Genomic DNA, 19,213 nt, shown 5'->3' with positions numbered 1-19,213 from the left:
GACGCGCTAAGGACCTCAGTGGTTTGCGGCCTCGCCGAGCACGGTCGCGAATTCCATCATGCGGCGACGGCGAAGGGCCGCTTCTTCTCCGACTTCGAGGATAACGGATTCCGACAGGCAATCGAGCAGCGCGATCAGCGGCGGAAGGTTGTCGAGATCGGGCGCGCGCGCTGGCGGCAAGGGCAGCATGACGTTCGACTGGTCCGCCATCCAGTCCGCCTGTTGCGGCGAAATGAGCACGACCTTATAGCCGTAGCGCCGCGCCGTCCTGGCCAGCAGTCGCGCCTTGGCGAAGCGGCGACAGTCGATAATGACAAGCAGCGCGTCATCGACCGCCAGCCGGGCGAAGAGCTCGGCAAAACGGTTGTCGGCGGCGTCGAGCGTGCGCACGCCGTCGCGGGCCTGTGTCAGCCGCTGGCAGAAATGATTGGCGAGGCTCGCGAGCCGCGCATGCGTGGCGATTGATACTTCTCGGGCCGTGCTGATCAAGCCGACGGCTTCTGACCAATGCGGCTGCGCCGTCAGATGATAGATATGATGGAGCGCCTGGATCTGTTCGGCAACCAGCACGGCGAGCGGTTTGCCCTCCGCGGCGTCCTGATGCAGCTCGCTCATGGCGCTCTGCAATTGCGCCGGCGATGTGGTCACGGTCTCGCGAATCTCGACCTTGACGCTGTCCAACCCTTGATAGCCGAGCGCGCGCAGGAACCGGCCGACGGTCATCGGCGAGAGATCCAGCCTGTCAGCGACGGATGCAGCTGTCTCGAACGGCAGGTCATTCAGGTGTTCGGTGAAATATTTCGCGATACGGCGTTCGGCTGGTGTGCCGTTTTTTGCGTATTGCCTGAGTTTTTGCACAAAGTCTTCCACATCGGCCTCCCCGTCTTCCCTCAGAGGCGTTCCGTGGATGCGCTGTTGCGACCCCTTGTCTTTGCAACTATTTCGGAAGCTGCTTCTCAGGCCTGTGCGTATTTCATATACGTCACAATATTATATTAGTATTTAGTTTTCGACAAGTTTTCTATTACTGCATGTAATTTTATTCTCTTGTCGGCGACCCCCACCTTTCCTACATCTTGCGCGCAACCGGAGACGCCTGAGACATGATTCTTGACGCCGCTCGACTATCGCTCACCAATCTCTTCGCGGCGGAAACGCGCTCGGTCTTCTGGAAGGTGCTCGGCCTGACGATTCTCGTGCTCGTCGGCCTCTGGTTTGCGCTGCGCGGGGCCTTCGTGGCCTTTCTCTTTCCATGGCTCACGAGCTTCTTTCCCGATGTGCCGGATTGGGCGGGGTGGTTCGCTTTCGTCTTCGCGATCCTTGCCGGTATCGGCCTCGCCCTGATGCTGGCGCTGTTGCTTTCGCCGGTCACGGCGCTGATCGCCGGCCTGTTTCTCGACGATGTCGCCGACGTCATCGAAAAACGCGACTATCCCGGGGATGCGCCGGGCACCGCCATGCCGCTCGGTCCGGCGATGGCAAGCTCGATCAAGTTCCTCGGCGTGGTGATCCTCGGCAATATCGTCGCCTTGCTGCTGCTGTTCATCCCCGGGGTCAATCTGGTCGCGTTCTTTCTGGTGAACGGCTATCTGCTCGGACGGGAATTCTTCGAATTCGCCGCCATGCGATTCCGTTCGCCTGAGGAGGCACGGCTCTTCCGCGCCAAGCATGCTTCCACCGTCTTTCTCGGCGGGCTGGTGATCGCCCTTTTCCTGGCGATCCCCTTCGTCAATCTTCTGACGCCGCTCTTTGCCGCCGGCATGATGGTGCATCTGCACAAGCTGGTTTCCGCCAGGGATGTCGCGTTGCACCACCCCTGAGGCTCAGCCCGGCAGGGCGGCGGTGTCGTACATCGCCGCGAATTCGGCGCTCGGCGGGATCGGCTTGATGATGTCGATCAGGACGCCGTTCGGATCTGCGGTGATGAAATGCCGCTGGCCGAAATCCTCGTCACGGATCTCTCTCAGTATAGGCAGGCCGGCGCTCCGGCAGGCGGCATAGATCGGATCGACGTCGGCGACCTCGAAATTGAGGAGCAGGCCGGACACCCTGCCGCGGGCCATGGCCGGGATGGTTTCGTGGCTGCCGTCAAGGATGGCAAGCGCGATATGCTCTTTCGCTATCGATTGCAAGTGAACGTACCAGTCGCTTTCGAACAGCGCCTTGAAGCCGAAATGCCTGCAATAGAAGCTGGCAGTGCCGGCGACATCGCCAGTCATGATGACAGGATAATAGCTCGTCGATTTCATCTTTTTCCTCCATCTTTCCATTTACATGCATTCTGTATGTTTTTCCATTAGCATACATTCTGTTTGTATGTAAAGAAAACGCATGAGCCGCAGCAATCGCGAGAGAACGGAACAGACGAGGCAGGCGCTGATCGATGCCGGTCGGCGTCTTTTCGTCGAGAAGGGTTATGCCGAGACCGCGACGCCGGAGATCGTGGCGGCGGCGGGTGTGACGCGAGGCGCGCTCTATCATCATTTTGAAGACAAGAAGGCGCTTTTTCGCGCGGTGATCGAATGCGAGGCGCGCGCAGTGGCCGGGACGATCGAGGCGCATTCGGCGTCGCACGACGCGCCGCGTGCCGCGCTGATCGCCGGTGCCTCGGCCTATTTCGACGCGATGATGGCAGAAGGGCGCACACGGCTGCTGCTGATCGAGGCGCCTGCCGTTCTCGGCCTGCCGGCGACCGCGACGATCGACGCAGAAAATGCGGAAGCGACGCTGCGGGCAGGGCTTGCAGCCATGCTTCCGCAAGCCGGTGCTATGCTCGCACCGCTGACCTTGCTGCTATCGGCAGCCTTTGACCGCGCGGCGATCGCGATCGAGGCGGGCGGGGAAAGGCGGGAATACGAGCAGGCGATCGCTGTTCTACTCGACGGCCTCGCCGATCACCTGCGGCGGTAGCGTGACCAGCGCCGCCGGTATATCCGAACTCTTCTCCGGCGACTTACAGAGATCGGCGATGATACAGCGTTCGCATTCGGGGCGGCGCGCCTTGCAGGTGTAGCGGCCATGCAAGATCAGCCAGTGATGGGCGTGATAGAGGTAATGTTTCGGGATCACCTTCATCAGCCGTGCCTCGACCTCATCGGGCGTCTTGCCGGGGGCGAGCCTGATGCGGTTGGCGATGCGGAAGATGTGCGTATCGACGGCCATCGTCGCCTGGCCGAAGGCCATGGAAAGCACGACATTGGCGGTCTTGCGGCCGACGCCCGGCAATCTGACCAACTCCTCGCGCGTCTCAGGCACCTTGCCGCCGAATTGCTCAACCAGCATCTGTGAGAGCGCGATGACGTTTTTCGCCTTGTTGCGATAGAGGCCGATCGTCCTGATATAGTCGCGCAGCCGTTCCTCGCCGAGATCGAGCATCTTTTCCGGCGTATCGGCAATCCTGAAGAGCGCGCGTGTCGCCTTGTTGACGCCGACATCGGTCGCCTGCGCCGAAAGTGCCACGGCGACGACGAGTGTGAAGGCGTTGGTGTGTTCGAGCTCGCCTCTCGGTTCCGGCCGCTGAACGGAGAAGCGGCGGAAGATCTCCTCGCGCTCGGCCAGTGAATAGACCGTGCGCACCGCTGCCGCCGGTTTGCGGCGGGCGATCACATTCGCACCCTGAGGCATCTTGGTAACGGATTTGAGTTTCGGATTTGCCATGGAAACTCTATACTCAGCAGCCATGATGGAAAGCAACGCCGACAGCTCCAACGAGCAGCCTGTTTTCGCCGCCGAGCTCTTTCCCCACCGGTCACTTGGCCGTCGGGGCTTCAAGGTGCTGCTTGCTTTGTCCGGCGCCGTCTGCTTCCTCTACGGCATGTTCTTCGTCGTGACAGGCGCCTGGCCGATCGGCTTCTTCTTCGGACTGGATTTCGTGCTTTTGTACGGCGCCTTCTGGCTGAATTACCGCTCCGGGAAAGCGCGCGAACAGGTGACGGTGTCGCGCATGGACGTGTCGGTGCGCAAGTTTGCACCATCGGGACGGATGGTGGAGCATCATTTCAATCCGTTCTGGGCGCGTTTCCTCGTTCGCCGGCACCAGGAGATCGGCATCCTCTCCATGCATATCTTCGGCGAGGGGCGGCGCACGGATATCGGATCCTTCCTCAATCCCGACGATCGGGAAAGCTTCGCCAAGGCCTTCAAGGGCGCACTCGCGACGGTCAAGCAGCGGATCTGAGACTATCCGGCGGATGCGCAAGAATCGGGTGGTTTGCTCACCCCCTATTGACTATCTCCTTGTGACAAGGAGAAAGACGATGAATATGATTGCCAACCTTCAGACAGACATCACGCCTGACGGCCCTGATTATGACATTGTCCGTCGGGTAATCGAACTCATCACCGAGGATTACCGCGATCAGCCTTCGCTGGAGGCGATCGCGGCGCGGCTCAACCAGTCGCCGACCCAGCTGCAAAAGACCTTCACCCGCTGGGCCGGCCTGTCGCCCAAGGGCTTCCTGCAGGCGGTGACGCTCGACCATGCCAAGCGGCTGCTGCGTAGCGAAGACATGCCGTTGCTCGAGACGTCGATCGAGGTCGGCCTCTCCGGGCCGAGCCGCCTGCACGACCTTTTCGTCACCCATGAGGCGATGTCGCCCGGCGAATGGAAGGCCAAGGGTGGCGGCCTCACCATCCGCTACGGCTTCCACATCTGCCCCTTCGGTGTCGCGCTGATCATGGTGACCGACCGCGGCCTTGCCGGCCTTGCCTTCAGCGATTCCGGCGACGAGAAGGCCTGCCTCGAGGATATGACCTGCCGCTGGCCGAACGCCTCTTATGTCGAAGACCTGCAGGCGACGGTTCCCTATGCGGCCCGCATCTTCGAACCCGGCAAATGGTCCTCGGAGCAGCCGCTGCGCGTCGTGCTGATCGGCACGGACTTCCAGGTGCGCGTCTGGCAGAGCCTGCTGAAGATCCCGTTCGGCAAGGCCGTGACCTATTCCGATATCGCCAACGATATCGGCCGGCCGACGGCGCAGCGCGCCGTCGGTGCGGCGGTGGGGGCTAACCCGATCTCCTTCGTGGTGCCATGCCATCGGGCGCTCGGCAAGAACGGCGCATTGACGGGCTACCATTGGGGCCTCACCCGCAAACGGGCGATGCTCGGCTGGGAATCGGCGCACGCCTGATGGCTTCCCGGGCGGAGCGGCGGGCCGTTCAACCCCCGACCCGTTCGTCTTGCTCCGCTCGCTATCGCTCCTGCGCTTCTCCCCACTGGGGAGAAGGCGCGGACGGCGATGTCTCCGCCAGTTCCAGCAATGCCCGTGCAGCCCTTTCGTCGGTGATCAGCGTATTGCAGCCAATGCGCTTGATCGTGGCGCGGATCGCCACGGCCCGATGAGCGCCGCCGGAAGAGAGCACGATATGTTTGGCCTCCTTCAGCGTGTCGAGATCGACGGACATGACGCGCCGATTGATCGAGTGGTCGACCGAATTGCCGTCCTTGTCGAGGAAGTTGAACATGGTGTCGCAGACGCAGCCAGCATCGATCAGTTCCTGCAACTCGGCCTTGGAGATCCAGCCCTCCGACAGTGAGGTCGAATGCGGGCCGATATCGCCGCAGCTGACGATCGCCAGATCGAGGTTCTCGGCGAGACGATAGATCGTGTCCAGCCCGCATTTTTCGATCAGATTGCGCTTGGTCTCGATGGAATCGACGAGAAGCGGCGCCAGGAACATGTAGCATTCGGCGCCGAGCTGATTTGCCAGCCGCCATGTGTAGTCGATCGGGTTGGTCTGGTGCACGGCGACGATGCCGCCAAGCAGCGACACGACCTTGCAATTGGTGCGGCGCGGCGGCCGGAAGCTTGACAGCGAGGCGGTCATGGTGCGGCCCCAGCCGACGCCGATCGTATAGTCGTCGGGAATGGCTTCGGAGAGGAACTGGCCAAGCGCCAGGCCGACATTTTTCGCCAGCGAATTCACATCACAGCTGATCGGTGCGGGTACGACGATCGCCTCGTCGAGGCCGTAGGCGCGCTCCAGCTTCACCGAAAGTTCAACGCAATCGCCGATCGAATCGTTGATCCAGATCTGGACTTCGCTGCGTTTCATCGCCTCGTCGAGCAGGCGGATCACGGTGGTGCGGCTGATGCCGAGCTGTTCGGCCACGTCTTTCTGGGTGAGGCCCTCGTTATAATAGAGCCATGCCGCCCTCAGCCGCAGCGAGGATGCTTCGGAATAGGCCGTGTGCGTGCCGCGTTTGAGCTTGACCACATCTCCTCCGCAGGATGCCCGCCCTCAATCCCCCATGGGATGAAGGGCCGTAACGACGCTTTTGTTGGGGGATAATGACGGGTGTGACACTTATGTCAATTGAAATGCACAAATGTCCTTGACTTTTCCTTGGGTGAGTGGCGATAGTCCGGGTGACACAAGTCGTTCTTGTCCGTCGAGGAGGACATAGTGCGGGCATGCCGAAAGTCACGACCGGCCTTCCAGCCGCAGGCGGCATCGCTTGCGTTCGAGCCGTCGTTCGTTGGCGGCTGGAACACGGCGACTGTCCTTCACGTTTATAAATCATCCGTGACGGATGCGCGCATTTTCGCCTGCAGCATGCAAACAACCTGCCGGTAGATCACCTTTGCCGGGCGGAACTCGCGCCGGTCGCAGCCCAAGTTCAACAAGGATTATTGACCATGACATCCAAGCTTGACCAACTTCGCGAGATTACCACCGTCGTCGCCGATACCGGCGACATCGAGGCCGTCGCCCGCCTGAAGCCGGTTGATTGCACGACGAACCCGAGCATCGTGCTGAAGGCACTCGGCACGCCCATGTTCGCCGACGCCATCAAGGAAGCCGTCGCCTGGGGCAAGAAGCAAGGCGGCAATCCCGAAGCCGTTTCATCCGCCGTCGCTGATCGCCTCGCCATCTCCGTCGGCGCTGCGCTTTCCAAGCTTGTTCCGGGACGCGTATCGACCGAAGTCGATGCCGACCTTTCTTTCGATACACAAGCTTCGATCGACAAGGCTCACAGCATCATCGCCGGGTACAAGGAACGCGGCATCGAGAAGGATCGCATCCTGATCAAGCTCGCCTCCACCTGGGAAGGCATACGCGCTGCCGAAGTGCTGCAGAAGGAAGGCATCGATTGCAATCTGACGCTTCTCTTCTCGAAGGCACAGGCCGTTGCCTGCGCCGACGCCAAGGTGTTCCTGATCTCGCCCTTCGTCGGCCGTATCCTCGACTGGTACAAGAAGTCGACGGGCAAGGATTACACCCCTGAGGAAGACCCGGGCGTCATTTCGGTTCGCGACATTTACAATTATTACAAGGCCAACGACATCAAGACGATCGTCATGGGTGCTTCGTTCCGCAGCGCTGGCGAAATCGAAGCGCTGGCCGGTTGCGACCGCCTGACGATCGCTCCGAACCTGCTCGACGAACTCTCCAAGGACGAAGGCAAGCTCGAGCGCAAGCTTTCGCCCGAGATCATCAAGCCGGCTGCGAAGATCACCGTCGACGAGAAGACCTTCCGCTGGCTGATGAACGAAGATGCGATGGCGACGGAAAAACTCGCCGAAGGCATTCGCGCCTTCGCCAAGGATCTGGGGACGTTGCGGACCATGGTGCAGAAGGAACTGCAGCTCGCCGCCGCCTGATCGGCACGGCATGCAATCGGAGGCGCGGCTGCCGGCTGGCAGGCGCGCCTTTTTCGTGCTGTTATCAAGGGCATATGCTGTCGGAGACCGATATGGCGGATGAGGAAAGGACGAATTCGCTTGCGGCATTTGTCTACAAGCATGCGAGCTTCATCATCGCCACTCTTGCTGGACTGGCGGTCTTCCTGGCTGTGACCTCGCGCGAGGTCAGCGCCGGCAATATCCTGTTCGGCTGGAATGTCAGCGCCGGCGTTTTTGTCGCGCTGAGCTGGCGCAAGATGCTGCGGGCGACGGTTGACAGCATCCGAAAACGCTCCGCGGATCTTGATTTCTCCGATACCGTGCTCTTGGCGCTTTCGATCGGTGCCGCACTTGCCAGCATCGCCGGCATCGGCATCGAGCTTCATTCGATCAAGGAGGCGGCACCTGACGTCGCGCTGGCACGGGCAAGTGCGGCGATTTTGACGATCCTGATCTCCTGGTTCTTCCTGCATACGCTCTTCACCATCCACTATGCCCATTATTTCTACGGCGGGGCGGACGAGGAGGGCGGGCTCAAATTTCCCGATGGGATCGAAGAGCCCGGCTACTGGGATTTCCTCTATTTCTCCTTCACCATCGGCGTTGCCGCACAGACGGCGGATGTCGCGGTCAGTTCGACCAGCATGCGCAAGCTGACGCTGTTGCATGCCGTGCTGTCGTTCCTCTTCAATACGACGATCCTGGCGCTGGCGATCAATGTCGGGGCAAGCCTGCTATAATGCATCTTGCCAGAGCGGCTGCGAGGATCTGAGGAGCCGAAGGCATGAGCGGGCCGCGCCGCCTGCTCTTCAAACCGGAGGGTATGATGGAAAGCGCCTCAAGCCGGTCCCGACCGGCCGATTTCGTTCTGCTCCTCGGCAGGTTTCTGCTGGCGCTGATCTTTCTGCATGAGGGCTGGTCCCTTGCGGCAGATCTCACTGCGACCATCGACACTTTCGCAAAACTGGGGCTGTCGACGCCGATGGCACTTGCTACCATCGCCCTTCAGATCGGCGCCGGCCTTTCCGTCGCGGCAGGTTTCCTCACCCGGCTTGGCGCACTGGCGCTGGCGCTCTTCTGCCTGGCGACCGCCTTGCTCTTCCATACGAATTTCGCAAGCCAGAACGAGTTGCTGCATTTCGAGAAGGACCTGGCGATTGCCGGCGGCATGTTTGTGCTTTCGGCTTCCGGCGCGGGATCGATATCGATCGACAGGCTGCTCAGAAAGAGGGCCTCGATGCATCCCTGGCTCAGGGCAGCGTTGTCGTAAATAGCGAGGTCCGCCGCGCTTGCCTGAACTTCGCGGGCGCTTCGCGGCGCAATAAAACCGAATAAAACCGAACAAACAGCAGCGCCGATGCGGGCTAAACTTCTGGCGACAGGTCAGGAGTATGCCAGTGATGTCATCAGTGCAAAGCAACCAGCAAAAGCCAATTCTCGTCTTTCTCGGCAAAGGCGCTGCCTGCGGTATCGTCTCGAAGCTGAATGAGAACGGATATGCCGCGACGGCTGTGTCTTCCATACCGGAGCTCTTCGACGCTTTGCGCTCGGACCGATATTGTCTGGCGGTAACGATGCGGGCGGATATCGACCTGGTGCGAAACATCAAGCCGATACCAGTCATCAATCTGGAGGTGTTTTTCCATGCCATCAAGCCGACAGCAAAGTCGGTTCCTTCCTCGAAAGAATTCGACAGCGATGCCTTTCTGAGAAGGATCGCGGCGCTCACGGAGTCAAAGACAGCCAGGATTGCTGCGGTCCAAAGAACGCCAACTCTCAATGAGACGGTGATTGCAGCCGCGGCGAAGGCATCCCGGTGGCGTGCCGCCACATCTCTGCTTCTAAGTCGCCGCGCCTCGCCCCGCGCAGAGCGAGCCGACTAGCGGTGGCCGAATTCCCGTCGCAGAACCGGACTTCGCTGGGCCTGGATCCGGACCATCCGGCCCCGCCTTGCCGACCGATCACGCGCCTTGCGGACGGATCTCATCGGCGTCGTTCCATCGGGTTTCGTCGGTTTGAAGGCGTCATTCCAAAACGCGAAGTCTTCACTTGGTGCGGGTGTCTTTTGATGTTCCAGCTATTGGGGGCGGCCTCGGCAAGCGGGTACATCATTACGGCACTGTTTCTGCTCGTGGCGATCGGTCGTCTCGCCAGAAACGCCCTTCACAAACTCACCGCCCGGCTCCCCAAGCGTTCCGCGTTGAAGCACTATGCGACGGCGAGCCTCTCGCTGTTATTCTTTTGTCTGCTGGTCATCCGCGTCTGTTTCGTCGCCACGGTTATCATCGACAGCACAATCCGAGATGACCATGTGAAAGTCAGTGGCGATCCCGAAAGGCAGTTTTGATACCGGGCGCCGTGTCGGCGACGTTGGCATCCCTGTTCGCAACATTTCGCAACATTATCGAACATAGCATTGCACGAGACCTGATAAGGCGGAGCCGTATCGGTGTGGCAGCTGATATCGTACGGAGAAAAATGCCTGGCGACACGACATTGGAGATTTTAACCACCGTGATCGATGGCGGATGAGGCCGCCTGATTGATAAAGGCGGAAACGTGATAATTTCGCGCCGACAGGACTCCTGGCAAGAGAGCAAATGACGATGGCATATGAAATGGCAGTTCCCAATCAGGCTCATATCCTCATCGTCGAAGACGATTCCGCGATCGCCGATATGCTGGTGGACCTCGTCCGGACCAGCGGCTTCGAAGCCTTGTCGGTGGAGAGCGGCGCGGCCATGGACCGAATGATGGCGCGACAGCAATTCGATCTCATCGTCCTCGATGCGATGTTGCCGGGGGAGGACGGCTTCAGCATCTGCAGGCGGCTTCGCGCTTCGCGCTCGGTGCCGATCCTGATGCTGACGGCGCTCCAGGAGGATATCGACCGCATTCTCGGCCTGGAGCTCGGTGCTGACGACTATGTCACGAAACCATTCAACTCACGCGAGCTGCTGGCCCGGATCAAGAGCATTCTCCGCAGATCATCATATGCGCACCATCACGAGGAAACGCTTGGGCCTATGACGTTTTCGGGATGGCGCATCGATCCGAAAAGCCGTCAACTTCTCGACGCGGACGGCGCGCAGGTTTCCCTGACAACCGCGGAGTTCGATATCCTCCTGGCCTTCTGCTGCAATCCCAATAAGGTTCTGACGCGCGAACAGCTTTTGTCGATGACACATGCAGGGTCGGCAGGGCCGGTGGAACGCAGCATCGACGCCCACATCAGCCGGGTCAGGCAAAAAATAGAGCCAAATCTGAAAGACCCGACGTTCATCAAGACTGTGCGCTTGGGGGGCTATCTTTTCGCATCCAAGGTAGAGCGTCTCTCGTGAGAAATTTCCGGCGCGCTTCGATCCAGAGCCAGATCCTCATATTGGCGACCTTTCTTGTCGTGCTGGTTTCCGTCGTGGCGACCGCGATGGAGCCCTATATCTACGGCCGTCATGATCGCGGCTTTCAAAACGGCCTGTTTGCCGGCAGGGCGGCGATGGTCGCCGAGCAATTTGCACAGGCAAGGTCAGTCGAGGACGAAGCCGCGGTTCTCAAGAGAGCAGCGGCACTCGGCGTTGAGGTCGAAAAATTGTCCCTGGATCAGCCGCTTGCCGGCAAACAGCCGATGATAGCTGCAAGCGAGATCGTGGCGCGCATCGACGCGCTGCTCGCCGACAATATTTTCGCGGCATTTCATCGTTTCGTCATGGGTCCATCGCATCCAGACGTGCTGACTGTCGGAATTGACGACAGGCGTGCTCTCATCTTTCAACTGCCGGTTTTTCCCAGCTATCTGTGGTTCGTTCCGGCAGCTGCAAGCGGATTTTTGAAAATCGTCATTCCGTTGGTGCTGCTCGCATATTTCAGCAGCCGGCTCATTACCGAACCTCTGAGGCGCTTTGCCGCCGCTGCCAAACGCGCGAGCATGGAAGGCAGCCTGGAAAAGCCTTTCGAACCGGATGGTGCAGCCGAGATCCGAAGCCTGGCGGAATCGCTCAACGTCATGAGCGACCGGATCCAGAGCATGGCGGAGGATCGAACAAGAGTGCTGAGCGGCGTGGGCCATGATCTCAGGACACCGCTGACGCGATTGCGGATGCGTGCCGAGCGTTCCGCAGAGCCGGAACTTCGCAGCCTGATGCTCGCCGATATCGCCACTTTGAATTTCATGATCGACGAGTGTCTGGCCTATTTCAAAGATCCCTCGGTGAGGGCGGTCGATCGAAAGGTCGATATCTCAAGCCTGCTGCAGACGATTGCGACCGATTTCTCCGACACCGGCGTCGATGTGCGGTTCATCGGTCCGCGGCGATTGGCGTTTGTCTGCAAACCTCAGGCGCTGACCCGCGCGATGACCAATCTGGTCGAAAACGCGTCCCGTTATGCAACGCAGGTCGACATCGAGTTGCAAGGCCGTGACGATGGCGGGATCCGGATAGAGGTGAGGGACAATGGTCCCGGTCTGACGGACGAGCTCAAGGCGAAGGTTCTGGAGCCATTCTTCAAGGGGGACAAATCGCGGCAGATCGCCGCCGCAGGCGGTTCCGGGCTTGGGCTTGGTCTTCCGATCGCCCAAGGGATCGTCACCAAAGCGCATAACGGACAATTGACGTTGTTGGACGGGAAACCACGCGGCCTGGTCGTCGTGATCGATCTGCCCGCTCGTCAGGTGATCCAGCCCGAAGGCTCGCCGTCGATCCCTTCATCACACTGACTGCCGGCCGACCGACGGCGTGGTCATGCGTCGCGTCGCGCTGCTTGGTCGCAAAGAGGGTTTGCGAACATTTCCGCATATCATAACAAACACAGCAACATCCGAATTCCATAAAACCGGTGCCAGCAGATGCCGTTCGGCATTTCCAAAGCTGGAGCCAAGCCATTGATAAAAAATTTGAAAATCGGCGCCGCACTGATGCTAGCCTGCTTGAGCGTTGCCGCATGCACGACCCCTGACCCGACGGTGTATTCCGGACTTGCTTCGGCATCACAGCTTCGACCGAACATTGAGGATAAGACCGGCCGCGTGCCATATCGCTATCAGACGAATGTCATCTGGAGCCAGTACAACAGGATCATCGTAGATCCCGTTACGGTCTATAACGGCCCTGACAATCAGTTCGGCAAGGTTTCTGAAAAGGACAGGATTTTCCTCGCCAGTTACATGCAGCAGCAATTCACGGAAAAATTGAAGACACGCTTTGCCGTCGTCAGCACCCCTGCTCCGGCAACGCTCAGATTGCATCTGACGCTGACGGGCGCGAAGGCAACAACTGCGGTGCTCGGAACGGTCACGCGCATCGACGTCGCCGGCGGATTGTACAACACCGTCCAGGCGGCGCGCGGCCGAGAAGGCTCGATGACCGGTTCGGTGAACTATGCCGTGGAGATCTATGATGCTGCGAGCAATCGTCTCCTGTCTTCCTATGTCACCAAGCAATATCCGAATGCGATGAATATCGGTGCAAGCTTCACGGCGATGGATGCCTCGATGGTCGGCGTCCGGAAAGGCGCCGACGCGCTCCTTGCGGAGTTGAAATAGCCGGTGGAGTCAAAGCGCGTGGGCATGTTCTGCGTCCACGCTCATTGCCGCCTCGTTTCCGTTATAAGATCGCCTGCCCGGCCATCAGCGCAAGGACAAGGAAAATCAGGAAGATCACCAGCGCGATGCCGAAAAGAACGCGGGCGATCGTCGCGGTTGCTGCCGATACGCCGGAAAAACCGAAGAAGCCGGCGACGATCGAAATCACGAAAAATATCAGAGCCCATTTCAGCATGGCGTCATCCTTTGCGTTTTGCCTGGGAAGACGCAGCAACCGGGAAAATGTTCCAGATCGTCGGAATGCAATGGCGCTGATCTTCGGCCTGCCCCTCCCGGCGCTGCTGATGGGTCTAACGTCGAATTTCGTATCCTTGCCTTCTCCCGATCAGCCGTGATTGATCATCACATGGCGCACGGCAGTGTAGTCCTCCAGCGCGTAGACCGACATGTCCTTGCCGTAGCCCGACTGTTTGAGGCCGCCATGCGGCATCTCGTTGACCAGCATGAAATGGGTGTTGATCCAGGTGCAGCCATATTGCAGGCGGGCGGCGGTTCTCATGCCGCGGCCGATATCCTTGGTCCAGACGGAGGAGGCGAGGCCGTAATCGCTGTCGTTTGCCCAGGCAACGGCATCATCGGCATCGGAGAAACGGGTGATCGAGACGACCGGACCGAAGACTTCGCGGCGGACGATCTCATCGTCCTGCAGAGCGCCTGCTATGACGGTCGGGGCGAAGAAGAAGCCCTTGTCGCCGGAGACCTTGCCGCCGGTGGTGATCTCCATGTGCTTGTGTTCGGAAGCGCGGGCGACGAAGCTTTCGACGCGGTCGCGCTGGCGCCTGGAGATCAGCGGCCCGATCTCGTTTTCGGTATCGTCGGCCTGGTTGAAGCGGATGCTTCCGACGGCCGAGGAGAGATCGGCGACGAAGTTGTCGTAGACCCTGGCATCAGCATAGATACGGCAGGCCGCGGTACAGTCCTGACCGGCATTGTAATAGCCGAAGGTGCGGATGCCGGCGACGACGGCATCGATATCGGCGTCGTCGAAGACGATGACCGGGGCCTTGCCGCCGAGTTCCAGATGGGTGCGCTTGACCGTCTTGGCGGCGGCCTGCAGCACTTTCTTGCCGGTGGCGACATCGCCTGTTATCGAGACCATGCCGATCTTGGCATGGTTGATCAGGGCGTTGCCGACGCTTTCGCCGCGCCCGAGGATGACGTTGACGACGCCTTCGGGAAGGATTTCGGAGAGCAGTTTCGCCATTTTCAGCGACGTCAGCGGCGTCTGTTCCGATGGTTTGAAGACGACGGTGTTGCCGCCGGCGATCGCCGGCGCCAGCTTCCAGGCCATCATCATCAGCGGATAGTTCCATGGCGCGATGGAGCCGACGATGCCGATCGGATCGCGGCGGATCATCGAGGTGTGGCCAGGCAGATATTCGCCGGCGGCCGGGCCGTGCAGGTTGCGCACGGCGCCGGCGAAGAAGCGATAACAATCGACGATCGCCGGGATTTCGTCGTTCAGCACGGCATTGATCGGCTTGCCGCAGTTCAGCGCTTCCAGAGTCGCGAAGCCGACAGCATCCTTCTCGATGGCGTCGGCGATCTTCAGCAGGTAGCCGGAACGCTCGCCCGGCGTCGTCTGCGACCAGCGTGCGAAGGCCTTTTCAGCAGCGTCGACGGCGGCGTCGATCTGGGAAAGCGAGGCTTCTGGAAGGTCGATCACCGTCTCGCCCGTCTTCGGGTTCAGGATGTGCTCTTCCGTCTCCGTGCCTTTTTCGAAGCGGGAACCGATCAGCATTTGGGTATCCATGATGTTCTCCCTGTTATTTGCCGGCGCCGGCGATCTGGTCGCCGTCGCGGGTGAGGTAGTAGGCTGCCAGGATCGGCAGGAAGGTGACGAGCACCACGAGCATGGCGACCACGTTGGTGACCGGGCGCTGGCGTGGGCGGATGAGTTCTTCGAGCATCCAGATCGGCAAGGTCGATTGCTGGCCGCCGGTGAAGGTGGTGACGATGACCTCGTCGAAAGACAGCGCAAAAGCGAGCATGCCGCCGGCAAGAAGAGCGGTGCCGATGTTCGGCAGGATGATATGGCGGAAGGTCTGGAAGCCGTCGGCGCCGAGATCCATCGAAGCCTCGATCAGCGAGCCGGAGGTGCGGCGGAAGCGGGCGACCGCATTGTTGTAGACGACGACCACGCAGAAAGTGGCGTGGCCGAGCACGATGGTCCAGACCGAAAACGGGATGTCGAACAGGCTGAAGGCGGAGCGCAGCGCAATGCCGGTGATGATGCCGGGAAGGGCGATCGGCAGGATGACCAGCAACGAGATCGCCTCGCGGCCGAAGAATTTCGTCTGGCTGACGGCCGCAGCACAGAGCGTGCCGAGCACCAGCGCGATCGCCGTGGCGATGACTGCGACCTGTACGGAGAGGCTGAGCGCCGACCAGACGTCCGGCCGGTTCCAGGCAACGGGGAACCATTGCAGGGTCAGCCCCGGTGGCGGCCATTGATAGCTCTTTTCCTCGGTCGTGAAGGCATAGACGAAGATCAACAGGATCGGCAGATGCAGGAAGAGCAGTCCGACGGCTGCGGCGATCTTCAAAGCCAGCGGCGATGTCTTGAGGTCAGAGCGCATCGAAGGCCCCCATCTTCTTGGCGAGCGACAGGTAGAGCGCCATGATGACGATCGGCACGACGGAGAAGGCGGCCGCCAGCGGCACGTTGCCGGCCGTTCCCTGCTGGGCATACACCGCCTGGCCGATGAACAGCCTGGACGAGCCGATGATCTGCGGGATGATGTAATCGCCCAATGTCAGCGAGAAGGTGAAGATCGAACCGGCGACGATGCCGGGCAGCGCCAACGGCAGCAGCACGGTGCGGAAGGTCTGGCGCGGCGTGGCGCCGAGATCCGCCGAGGCCTCGATCAGGTTGCCGGGCACGCGCTCCAGGGCCGCCTGCGTCGGCAGGATCATATAGGGAAGCCAGATATAAACGAAGACGATGAAGGTGCCGAGGTAGCTCACCGACAGCGAATTGCCGCCGATGACGGGCAGATTCAGGACGGCGTCGAGCAGCCAGGAGAGATGGAGCTTCTCAAAGATCCAGGTGAGGATGCCTTCCTTGGCGAGGATCAGCTTCCAGGCGTAGATCTTGACGAGATAGCTCGACCAGAGCGGCAGCATGACGCCGAGATAAAAGAGCGCCTTCCATTTGCCTTGCGCATAACGCGCCGCGTAATAGGCGATCGGAAAGGCGATCAGGGCGGAAGCGACGGTGACCAGCGCCGCCATGACGACGGTGCGGATGATGATGTCGAAATTCGCAGGATTCAGCAGCTGGGCATAGGTCGAGAGGGTGAATTCGTAATTCACCAGGCCGGAGAAATCGTCGATCGAGAAGAAGCTCTGCAGAAGCAGGGCGATCAGCGAGCCGATATAGATGATCCCCAGCCAGAGCAGCGGCGGCGTCAGCATCAGCAAGAGCAGCAGCTTCGGGTGCCGCCAGAAGGCATCCGACAATTGGCCGAAGAAGCCGCCGCGCCCCGGAAGGATCGATGTCTTGCCGCCTGACATGGTGAGCGCCGTCATGCCGCATCGTCCATATAGTGGATATCGGCCGGCTGCCAGGCGAGGTGGATGCCGGCTCCGACATCCGGCACCGGCGTGCCTGCCGGCAGCATGACATGCAGCCGGCTGCCCTTGAGGTCGACGCTGAGACGCGTGGCTGCGCCGAGGAAACTTGCGTTTTCGACTTTCGCCTCGACGCCGTCGCCTGTCAGCCGGATCGCCTCGGGACGCAGGCTTGCCCAGCGTTTCTCACCGCCGAGCAAGGCCATGAGATCGGGCGCGATGACGTTCGAGGAGCCGACGAAATCGGCGACGAAGCGGGTCTTCGGGCAGCGATAGATATCCTGCGGCGTGCCTTGCTGGACAATGTTGCCATCGTTGAAGACGGCGACGCGATCGGCCATCGACAGCGCCTCGCCTTGATCGTGGGTGACGAAGACGAAGGTGATGCCGAGCGCGCGCTGCAGGCTCTTCAATTCCTCCTGCATCTGCTCGCGCAGCTTCAGGTCGAGCGCGCCGAGCGGCTCGTCGAGCAGCAGCACTTTCGGCTTGTTGACCAGCGCGCGGGCGAGCGCCACGCGCTGCCGCTGGCCACCGGACAGCTGACCGGGGCGGCGGGCGCCGTAGCCCGGCAGCTTGACGAGTTCCAGAGCATCGCCCGCCGCCTTCATCCGCTCCGCCTTGCCGACACCCTTGACCATCAGCCCATAGGCAACATTGTCGAAGATATTGAGGTGCGGAAAAAGCGCGTAGTCCTGGAATACGGTGTTGACGTTGCGGCGATAGGGCGGAACGCCGTCGGCCGTCTCGCCGAAGATCTGGATATGGCCCGATGTCGGCTGTTCGAAGCCGGCGATCAATCTCAGGCAGGTCGTCTTGCCGGAGCCGGAAGGTCCGAGCATGGCGAAGAATTCGCCGGGCGCGATCTCGAGATCGACGCCGTCGACGGCGCGAACCTGGCCGAAATGGCGCGATACCTGCTGGAAGCGGACGGCTGACGTCATGGGAGTTCCGGGTCCTGTGTGTTCAGAGAGAGGCTCGGTCTTGGTCAATAAAGACCCGGCCCCAAACCCCTCCCCCACAAGGGGGAGGGGCTTAACCTGCCGTACCCTTTCGCAAATACCTTGGTGTTTCGGCAGGATTCGGCGGTGCCGCTCAACGCCCTCTCCCTTGTGGGAAGGGAATCTTATGCGCGCGGACCGGCCCTGTTCATCGCCCGCCGATCACGCCGATATAATCCGACACCCAGCGATGATAGGGCACGCATTCGCTCTGCGTCGCGCATTTGGTCACGGGCGTCTTCCAGAACTTGATCTTGTCGAAATGATCGAAGCCGTTGGTGGCGCAGCCGGTTTCACCCATCAGTTCGTTGCCCTTGCAGGCGGCGGGAACCGAGGGCACGGCGCCGAACCAGGCGGCGGCATCGCCCTGGACCTTGGCCTTCAGCGAATGTTCCATCCACATATAGGCGCAGTTCGGATGTTCGCTGTCGGCATGCAGCATGGTGGTGTCGGCCCAGCCGGTAACGCCTTCTTCCGGAAAGGTGGAGGCGATCTTCTGCTTGTCGGCCTGCAGCAGGTTCACCTGGAAGGGCCAGGAGCCGGAAGCGACGACGCCTTCGTTCTTGAAGTCGTCGATCTGGATCATTGCGTCGTGCCAGTAGCGCGAGACGAGCTTGCGCTGGCCGCGCAATAGGTCGAGGGCGGCCTTGTACTGGTCCTCGGTCAGTTCGTAGGGATCCTTGATGCCGAGATCCGGCTTGTGGGCCATCAGATACATGGCGGCGTCGGCGATGTAGATCGCGCCGTCATAGGCCTGGACGCGGCCCTTGTTCGACTTGCCGTCGGGCAGCGTCTGCTCCTCGAAGACGACGCCCCAGCTGGTCGGCGCCTTGTCCTTGAAGGCATCGGTATTGTACATCAGCACGTTCGGGCCCCAGAGATAGGGCACGCCGTAATGGACGCCGCCGACCGTATACCAGGGGCCATTCTGCAGACGCTCGTCGACGGTCTTGAAGCTCGGGATCAGATCGGTGTTGATCGGCTGGACGCGTTTGCCGGCGATGAGGCGCAGCGAGGCGTCGCCGGATGCCGTGACAAGATCGAAACCGCCTTCGTTCATCAGCGAGACCATTTCATCCGAGGTGGCGGCGGTCTTGACGGAAACCTTGCAGCCGGTCTCCTTTTCGAAATCGGTGACCCAGTCATAGTTCTTGTCGGTTTCGCCGCGTTCGATATAACCGGCCCAGGCGACGATGCTGACCGCACCTTCGCCCTTGCCGAGCGCCTTCAGCGGTTCGGCGGCGATCACCTGCGTCGCGAAGCTCAGGCAGGCAAGCGCTGCCGTGCAGGATTTCAAGAGATTCGTCATCATCGTCTCCCGGTCTGATGCCACTTTTGTGGCGGTTTGTTCCCGGATGAAAAGGTGACGCGAAAAGGTCGCTTTCGCAAATTCATTTATCAGAAGGGCGTTATCGGAA

The 19,213-nt window shown here is 60.6% G+C and carries 22 protein-coding genes; 12 read left to right on the top strand and 10 right to left on the bottom strand.

The genetic code is table 11. The annotated features are described in order from the left end of the window. Positions 1-15: 15 nt before the first annotated feature. Positions 16-870, bottom strand: coding sequence for a MurR/RpiR family transcriptional regulator (locus NE851_RS30330; RefSeq protein ID WP_047616230.1), 855 nt, complete (start codon positions 868-870; stop codon positions 16-18). Positions 871-1,103: 233 nt separating this feature from the next. On the opposite strand from NE851_RS30330, the gene NE851_RS30325 reads away from it, so the two are divergent. After that, a complete protein-coding gene (locus NE851_RS30325) occupies positions 1,104-1,820 on the top strand; it encodes a sulfate transporter family protein (protein ID WP_183906215.1) in 717 nt (238 codons plus the stop codon). Between the two features lie 3 nt (positions 1,821-1,823). Here the strand turns inward: NE851_RS30325 and NE851_RS30320 are convergent, their stop codons facing one another. After that, the gene (locus NE851_RS30320; RefSeq protein WP_127430713.1) at positions 1,824-2,249 is read right to left on the bottom strand and encodes a VOC family protein; all 426 of its coding nucleotides are present in this window, start codon (positions 2,247-2,249) and stop codon (positions 1,824-1,826) included. Between the two features lie 82 nt (positions 2,250-2,331). On the opposite strand from NE851_RS30320, the gene NE851_RS30315 reads away from it, so the two are divergent. Next, positions 2,332-2,910, top strand: a complete 579-nt coding sequence (locus NE851_RS30315; protein ID WP_047616671.1) for a TetR family transcriptional regulator — start codon at positions 2,332-2,334, stop codon at positions 2,908-2,910. On the opposite strand, the gene nth is transcribed toward NE851_RS30315, so the two are convergent. After that, positions 2,875-3,681: an endonuclease III gene (nth, locus tag NE851_RS30310; protein ID WP_174824461.1), complete on the bottom strand. Its 807-nt coding sequence runs from the start codon at positions 3,679-3,681 to the stop codon at positions 2,875-2,877. The two genes, NE851_RS30315 and nth, sit on opposite strands and share 36 nt — an antisense overlap. Here nth and NE851_RS30305 point away from each other — a divergent pair. Continuing rightward, complete coding sequence (locus NE851_RS30305; RefSeq protein WP_047616676.1) at positions 3,680-4,177, top strand: DUF2244 domain-containing protein; 498 nt, start codon at positions 3,680-3,682, stop codon at positions 4,175-4,177. The two genes, nth and NE851_RS30305, sit on opposite strands and share 2 nt — an antisense overlap. A 79-nt stretch (positions 4,178-4,256) precedes the next feature. Further along, the gene (locus NE851_RS30300) at positions 4,257-5,129 is read left to right on the top strand and encodes a methylated-DNA--[protein]-cysteine S-methyltransferase (RefSeq protein ID WP_047616239.1); all 873 of its coding nucleotides are present in this window, start codon (positions 4,257-4,259) and stop codon (positions 5,127-5,129) included. 61 nt (positions 5,130-5,190) lie between these two features. Here the strand turns inward: NE851_RS30300 and NE851_RS30295 are convergent, their stop codons facing one another. Further along, positions 5,191-6,216 (bottom strand): sugar-binding transcriptional regulator, encoded by a 1,026-nt coding sequence (locus NE851_RS30295; RefSeq protein WP_063475277.1) that lies wholly within the window; start codon positions 6,214-6,216, stop codon positions 5,191-5,193. A gap of 422 nt (positions 6,217-6,638) precedes the next feature. Here NE851_RS30295 and tal point away from each other — a divergent pair, with 422 nt between their 5' ends. From tal to NE851_RS30255, 8 genes are all read left to right on the top strand, one after another. Beyond that, the gene (gene tal, locus NE851_RS30290; RefSeq protein WP_047616243.1) at positions 6,639-7,604 is read left to right on the top strand and encodes a transaldolase; all 966 of its coding nucleotides are present in this window, start codon (positions 6,639-6,641) and stop codon (positions 7,602-7,604) included. A 92-nt stretch (positions 7,605-7,696) separates the two neighbouring features. After that, positions 7,697-8,365 (top strand): DUF1345 domain-containing protein, encoded by a 669-nt coding sequence (locus NE851_RS30285; protein WP_047616601.1) that lies wholly within the window; start codon positions 7,697-7,699, stop codon positions 8,363-8,365. Between the two features lie 83 nt (positions 8,366-8,448). Next, positions 8,449-8,895, top strand: coding sequence for a DoxX family protein (locus NE851_RS30280; protein ID WP_047616603.1), 447 nt, complete (start codon positions 8,449-8,451; stop codon positions 8,893-8,895). A gap of 121 nt (positions 8,896-9,016) precedes the next feature. After that, entirely contained in the window at positions 9,017-9,508 is a 492-nt protein-coding gene (locus tag NE851_RS30275; protein ID WP_047616244.1) for a hypothetical protein, read from the top strand. Between the two features lie 2 nt (positions 9,509-9,510). Beyond that, complete coding sequence (locus NE851_RS30270; RefSeq protein ID WP_244604805.1) at positions 9,511-9,972, top strand: hypothetical protein; 462 nt, start codon at positions 9,511-9,513, stop codon at positions 9,970-9,972. 253 nt (positions 9,973-10,225) lie between these two features. Next, on the top strand, positions 10,226-10,966 hold the full coding sequence (locus NE851_RS30265) for a response regulator (protein WP_047616246.1): 741 nt from the start codon (positions 10,226-10,228) through the stop codon (positions 10,964-10,966). Continuing rightward, positions 10,963-12,339, top strand: a complete 1,377-nt coding sequence (locus NE851_RS30260; protein ID WP_047616247.1) for an ATP-binding protein — start codon at positions 10,963-10,965, stop codon at positions 12,337-12,339. The genes NE851_RS30265 and NE851_RS30260 overlap by 4 nt, the downstream gene beginning before the upstream one ends. Positions 12,340-12,504: 165 nt before the next feature. After that, on the top strand, positions 12,505-13,164 hold the full coding sequence (locus NE851_RS30255) for a DUF3313 domain-containing protein (protein ID WP_174824462.1): 660 nt from the start codon (positions 12,505-12,507) through the stop codon (positions 13,162-13,164). A gap of 61 nt (positions 13,165-13,225) precedes the next feature. Here the strand turns inward: NE851_RS30255 and NE851_RS30250 are convergent, their stop codons facing one another. The 6 genes from NE851_RS30250 to NE851_RS30225 all read right to left on the bottom strand — a co-directional run bounded on the left by NE851_RS30250 (position 13,226) and on the right by NE851_RS30225 (position 19,104). Next, on the bottom strand, positions 13,226-13,399 hold the full coding sequence (locus tag NE851_RS30250) for a DUF1328 domain-containing protein (RefSeq protein WP_003566688.1): 174 nt from the start codon (positions 13,397-13,399) through the stop codon (positions 13,226-13,228). Between the two features lie 150 nt (positions 13,400-13,549). Next, entirely contained in the window at positions 13,550-14,977 is a 1,428-nt protein-coding gene (locus NE851_RS30245) for a gamma-aminobutyraldehyde dehydrogenase (protein ID WP_254959556.1), read from the bottom strand. A gap of 13 nt (positions 14,978-14,990) precedes the next feature. Next, a complete protein-coding gene (locus NE851_RS30240) occupies positions 14,991-15,803 on the bottom strand; it encodes an ABC transporter permease (RefSeq protein ID WP_097543068.1) in 813 nt (270 codons plus the stop codon). Beyond that, positions 15,793-16,755, bottom strand: a complete 963-nt coding sequence (locus tag NE851_RS30235; protein WP_097543069.1) for an ABC transporter permease — start codon at positions 16,753-16,755, stop codon at positions 15,793-15,795. Before NE851_RS30235 ends, NE851_RS30240 begins: the two co-directional genes overlap by 11 nt. Beyond that, positions 16,752-17,738, bottom strand: a complete 987-nt coding sequence (locus NE851_RS30230) for an ABC transporter ATP-binding protein (protein WP_097543070.1) — start codon at positions 17,736-17,738, stop codon at positions 16,752-16,754. The genes NE851_RS30235 and NE851_RS30230 overlap by 4 nt, the downstream gene beginning before the upstream one ends. Before the next feature lie 205 nt (positions 17,739-17,943). Then, positions 17,944-19,104, bottom strand: coding sequence for an ABC transporter substrate-binding protein (locus NE851_RS30225; protein WP_183906211.1), 1,161 nt, complete (start codon positions 19,102-19,104; stop codon positions 17,944-17,946). Positions 19,105-19,213 lie beyond the last annotated feature (109 nt).

This window comes from Rhizobium anhuiense bv. trifolii, from assembly GCF_024346605.1.
In the GTDB taxonomy this organism is placed as follows: Bacteria; Pseudomonadota; Alphaproteobacteria; order Rhizobiales; family Rhizobiaceae; genus Rhizobium; species Rhizobium anhuiense.
Note: the sequence above shows the minus strand (reverse complement) of the source record. Positions and strands in the feature narration are given on the sequence as shown.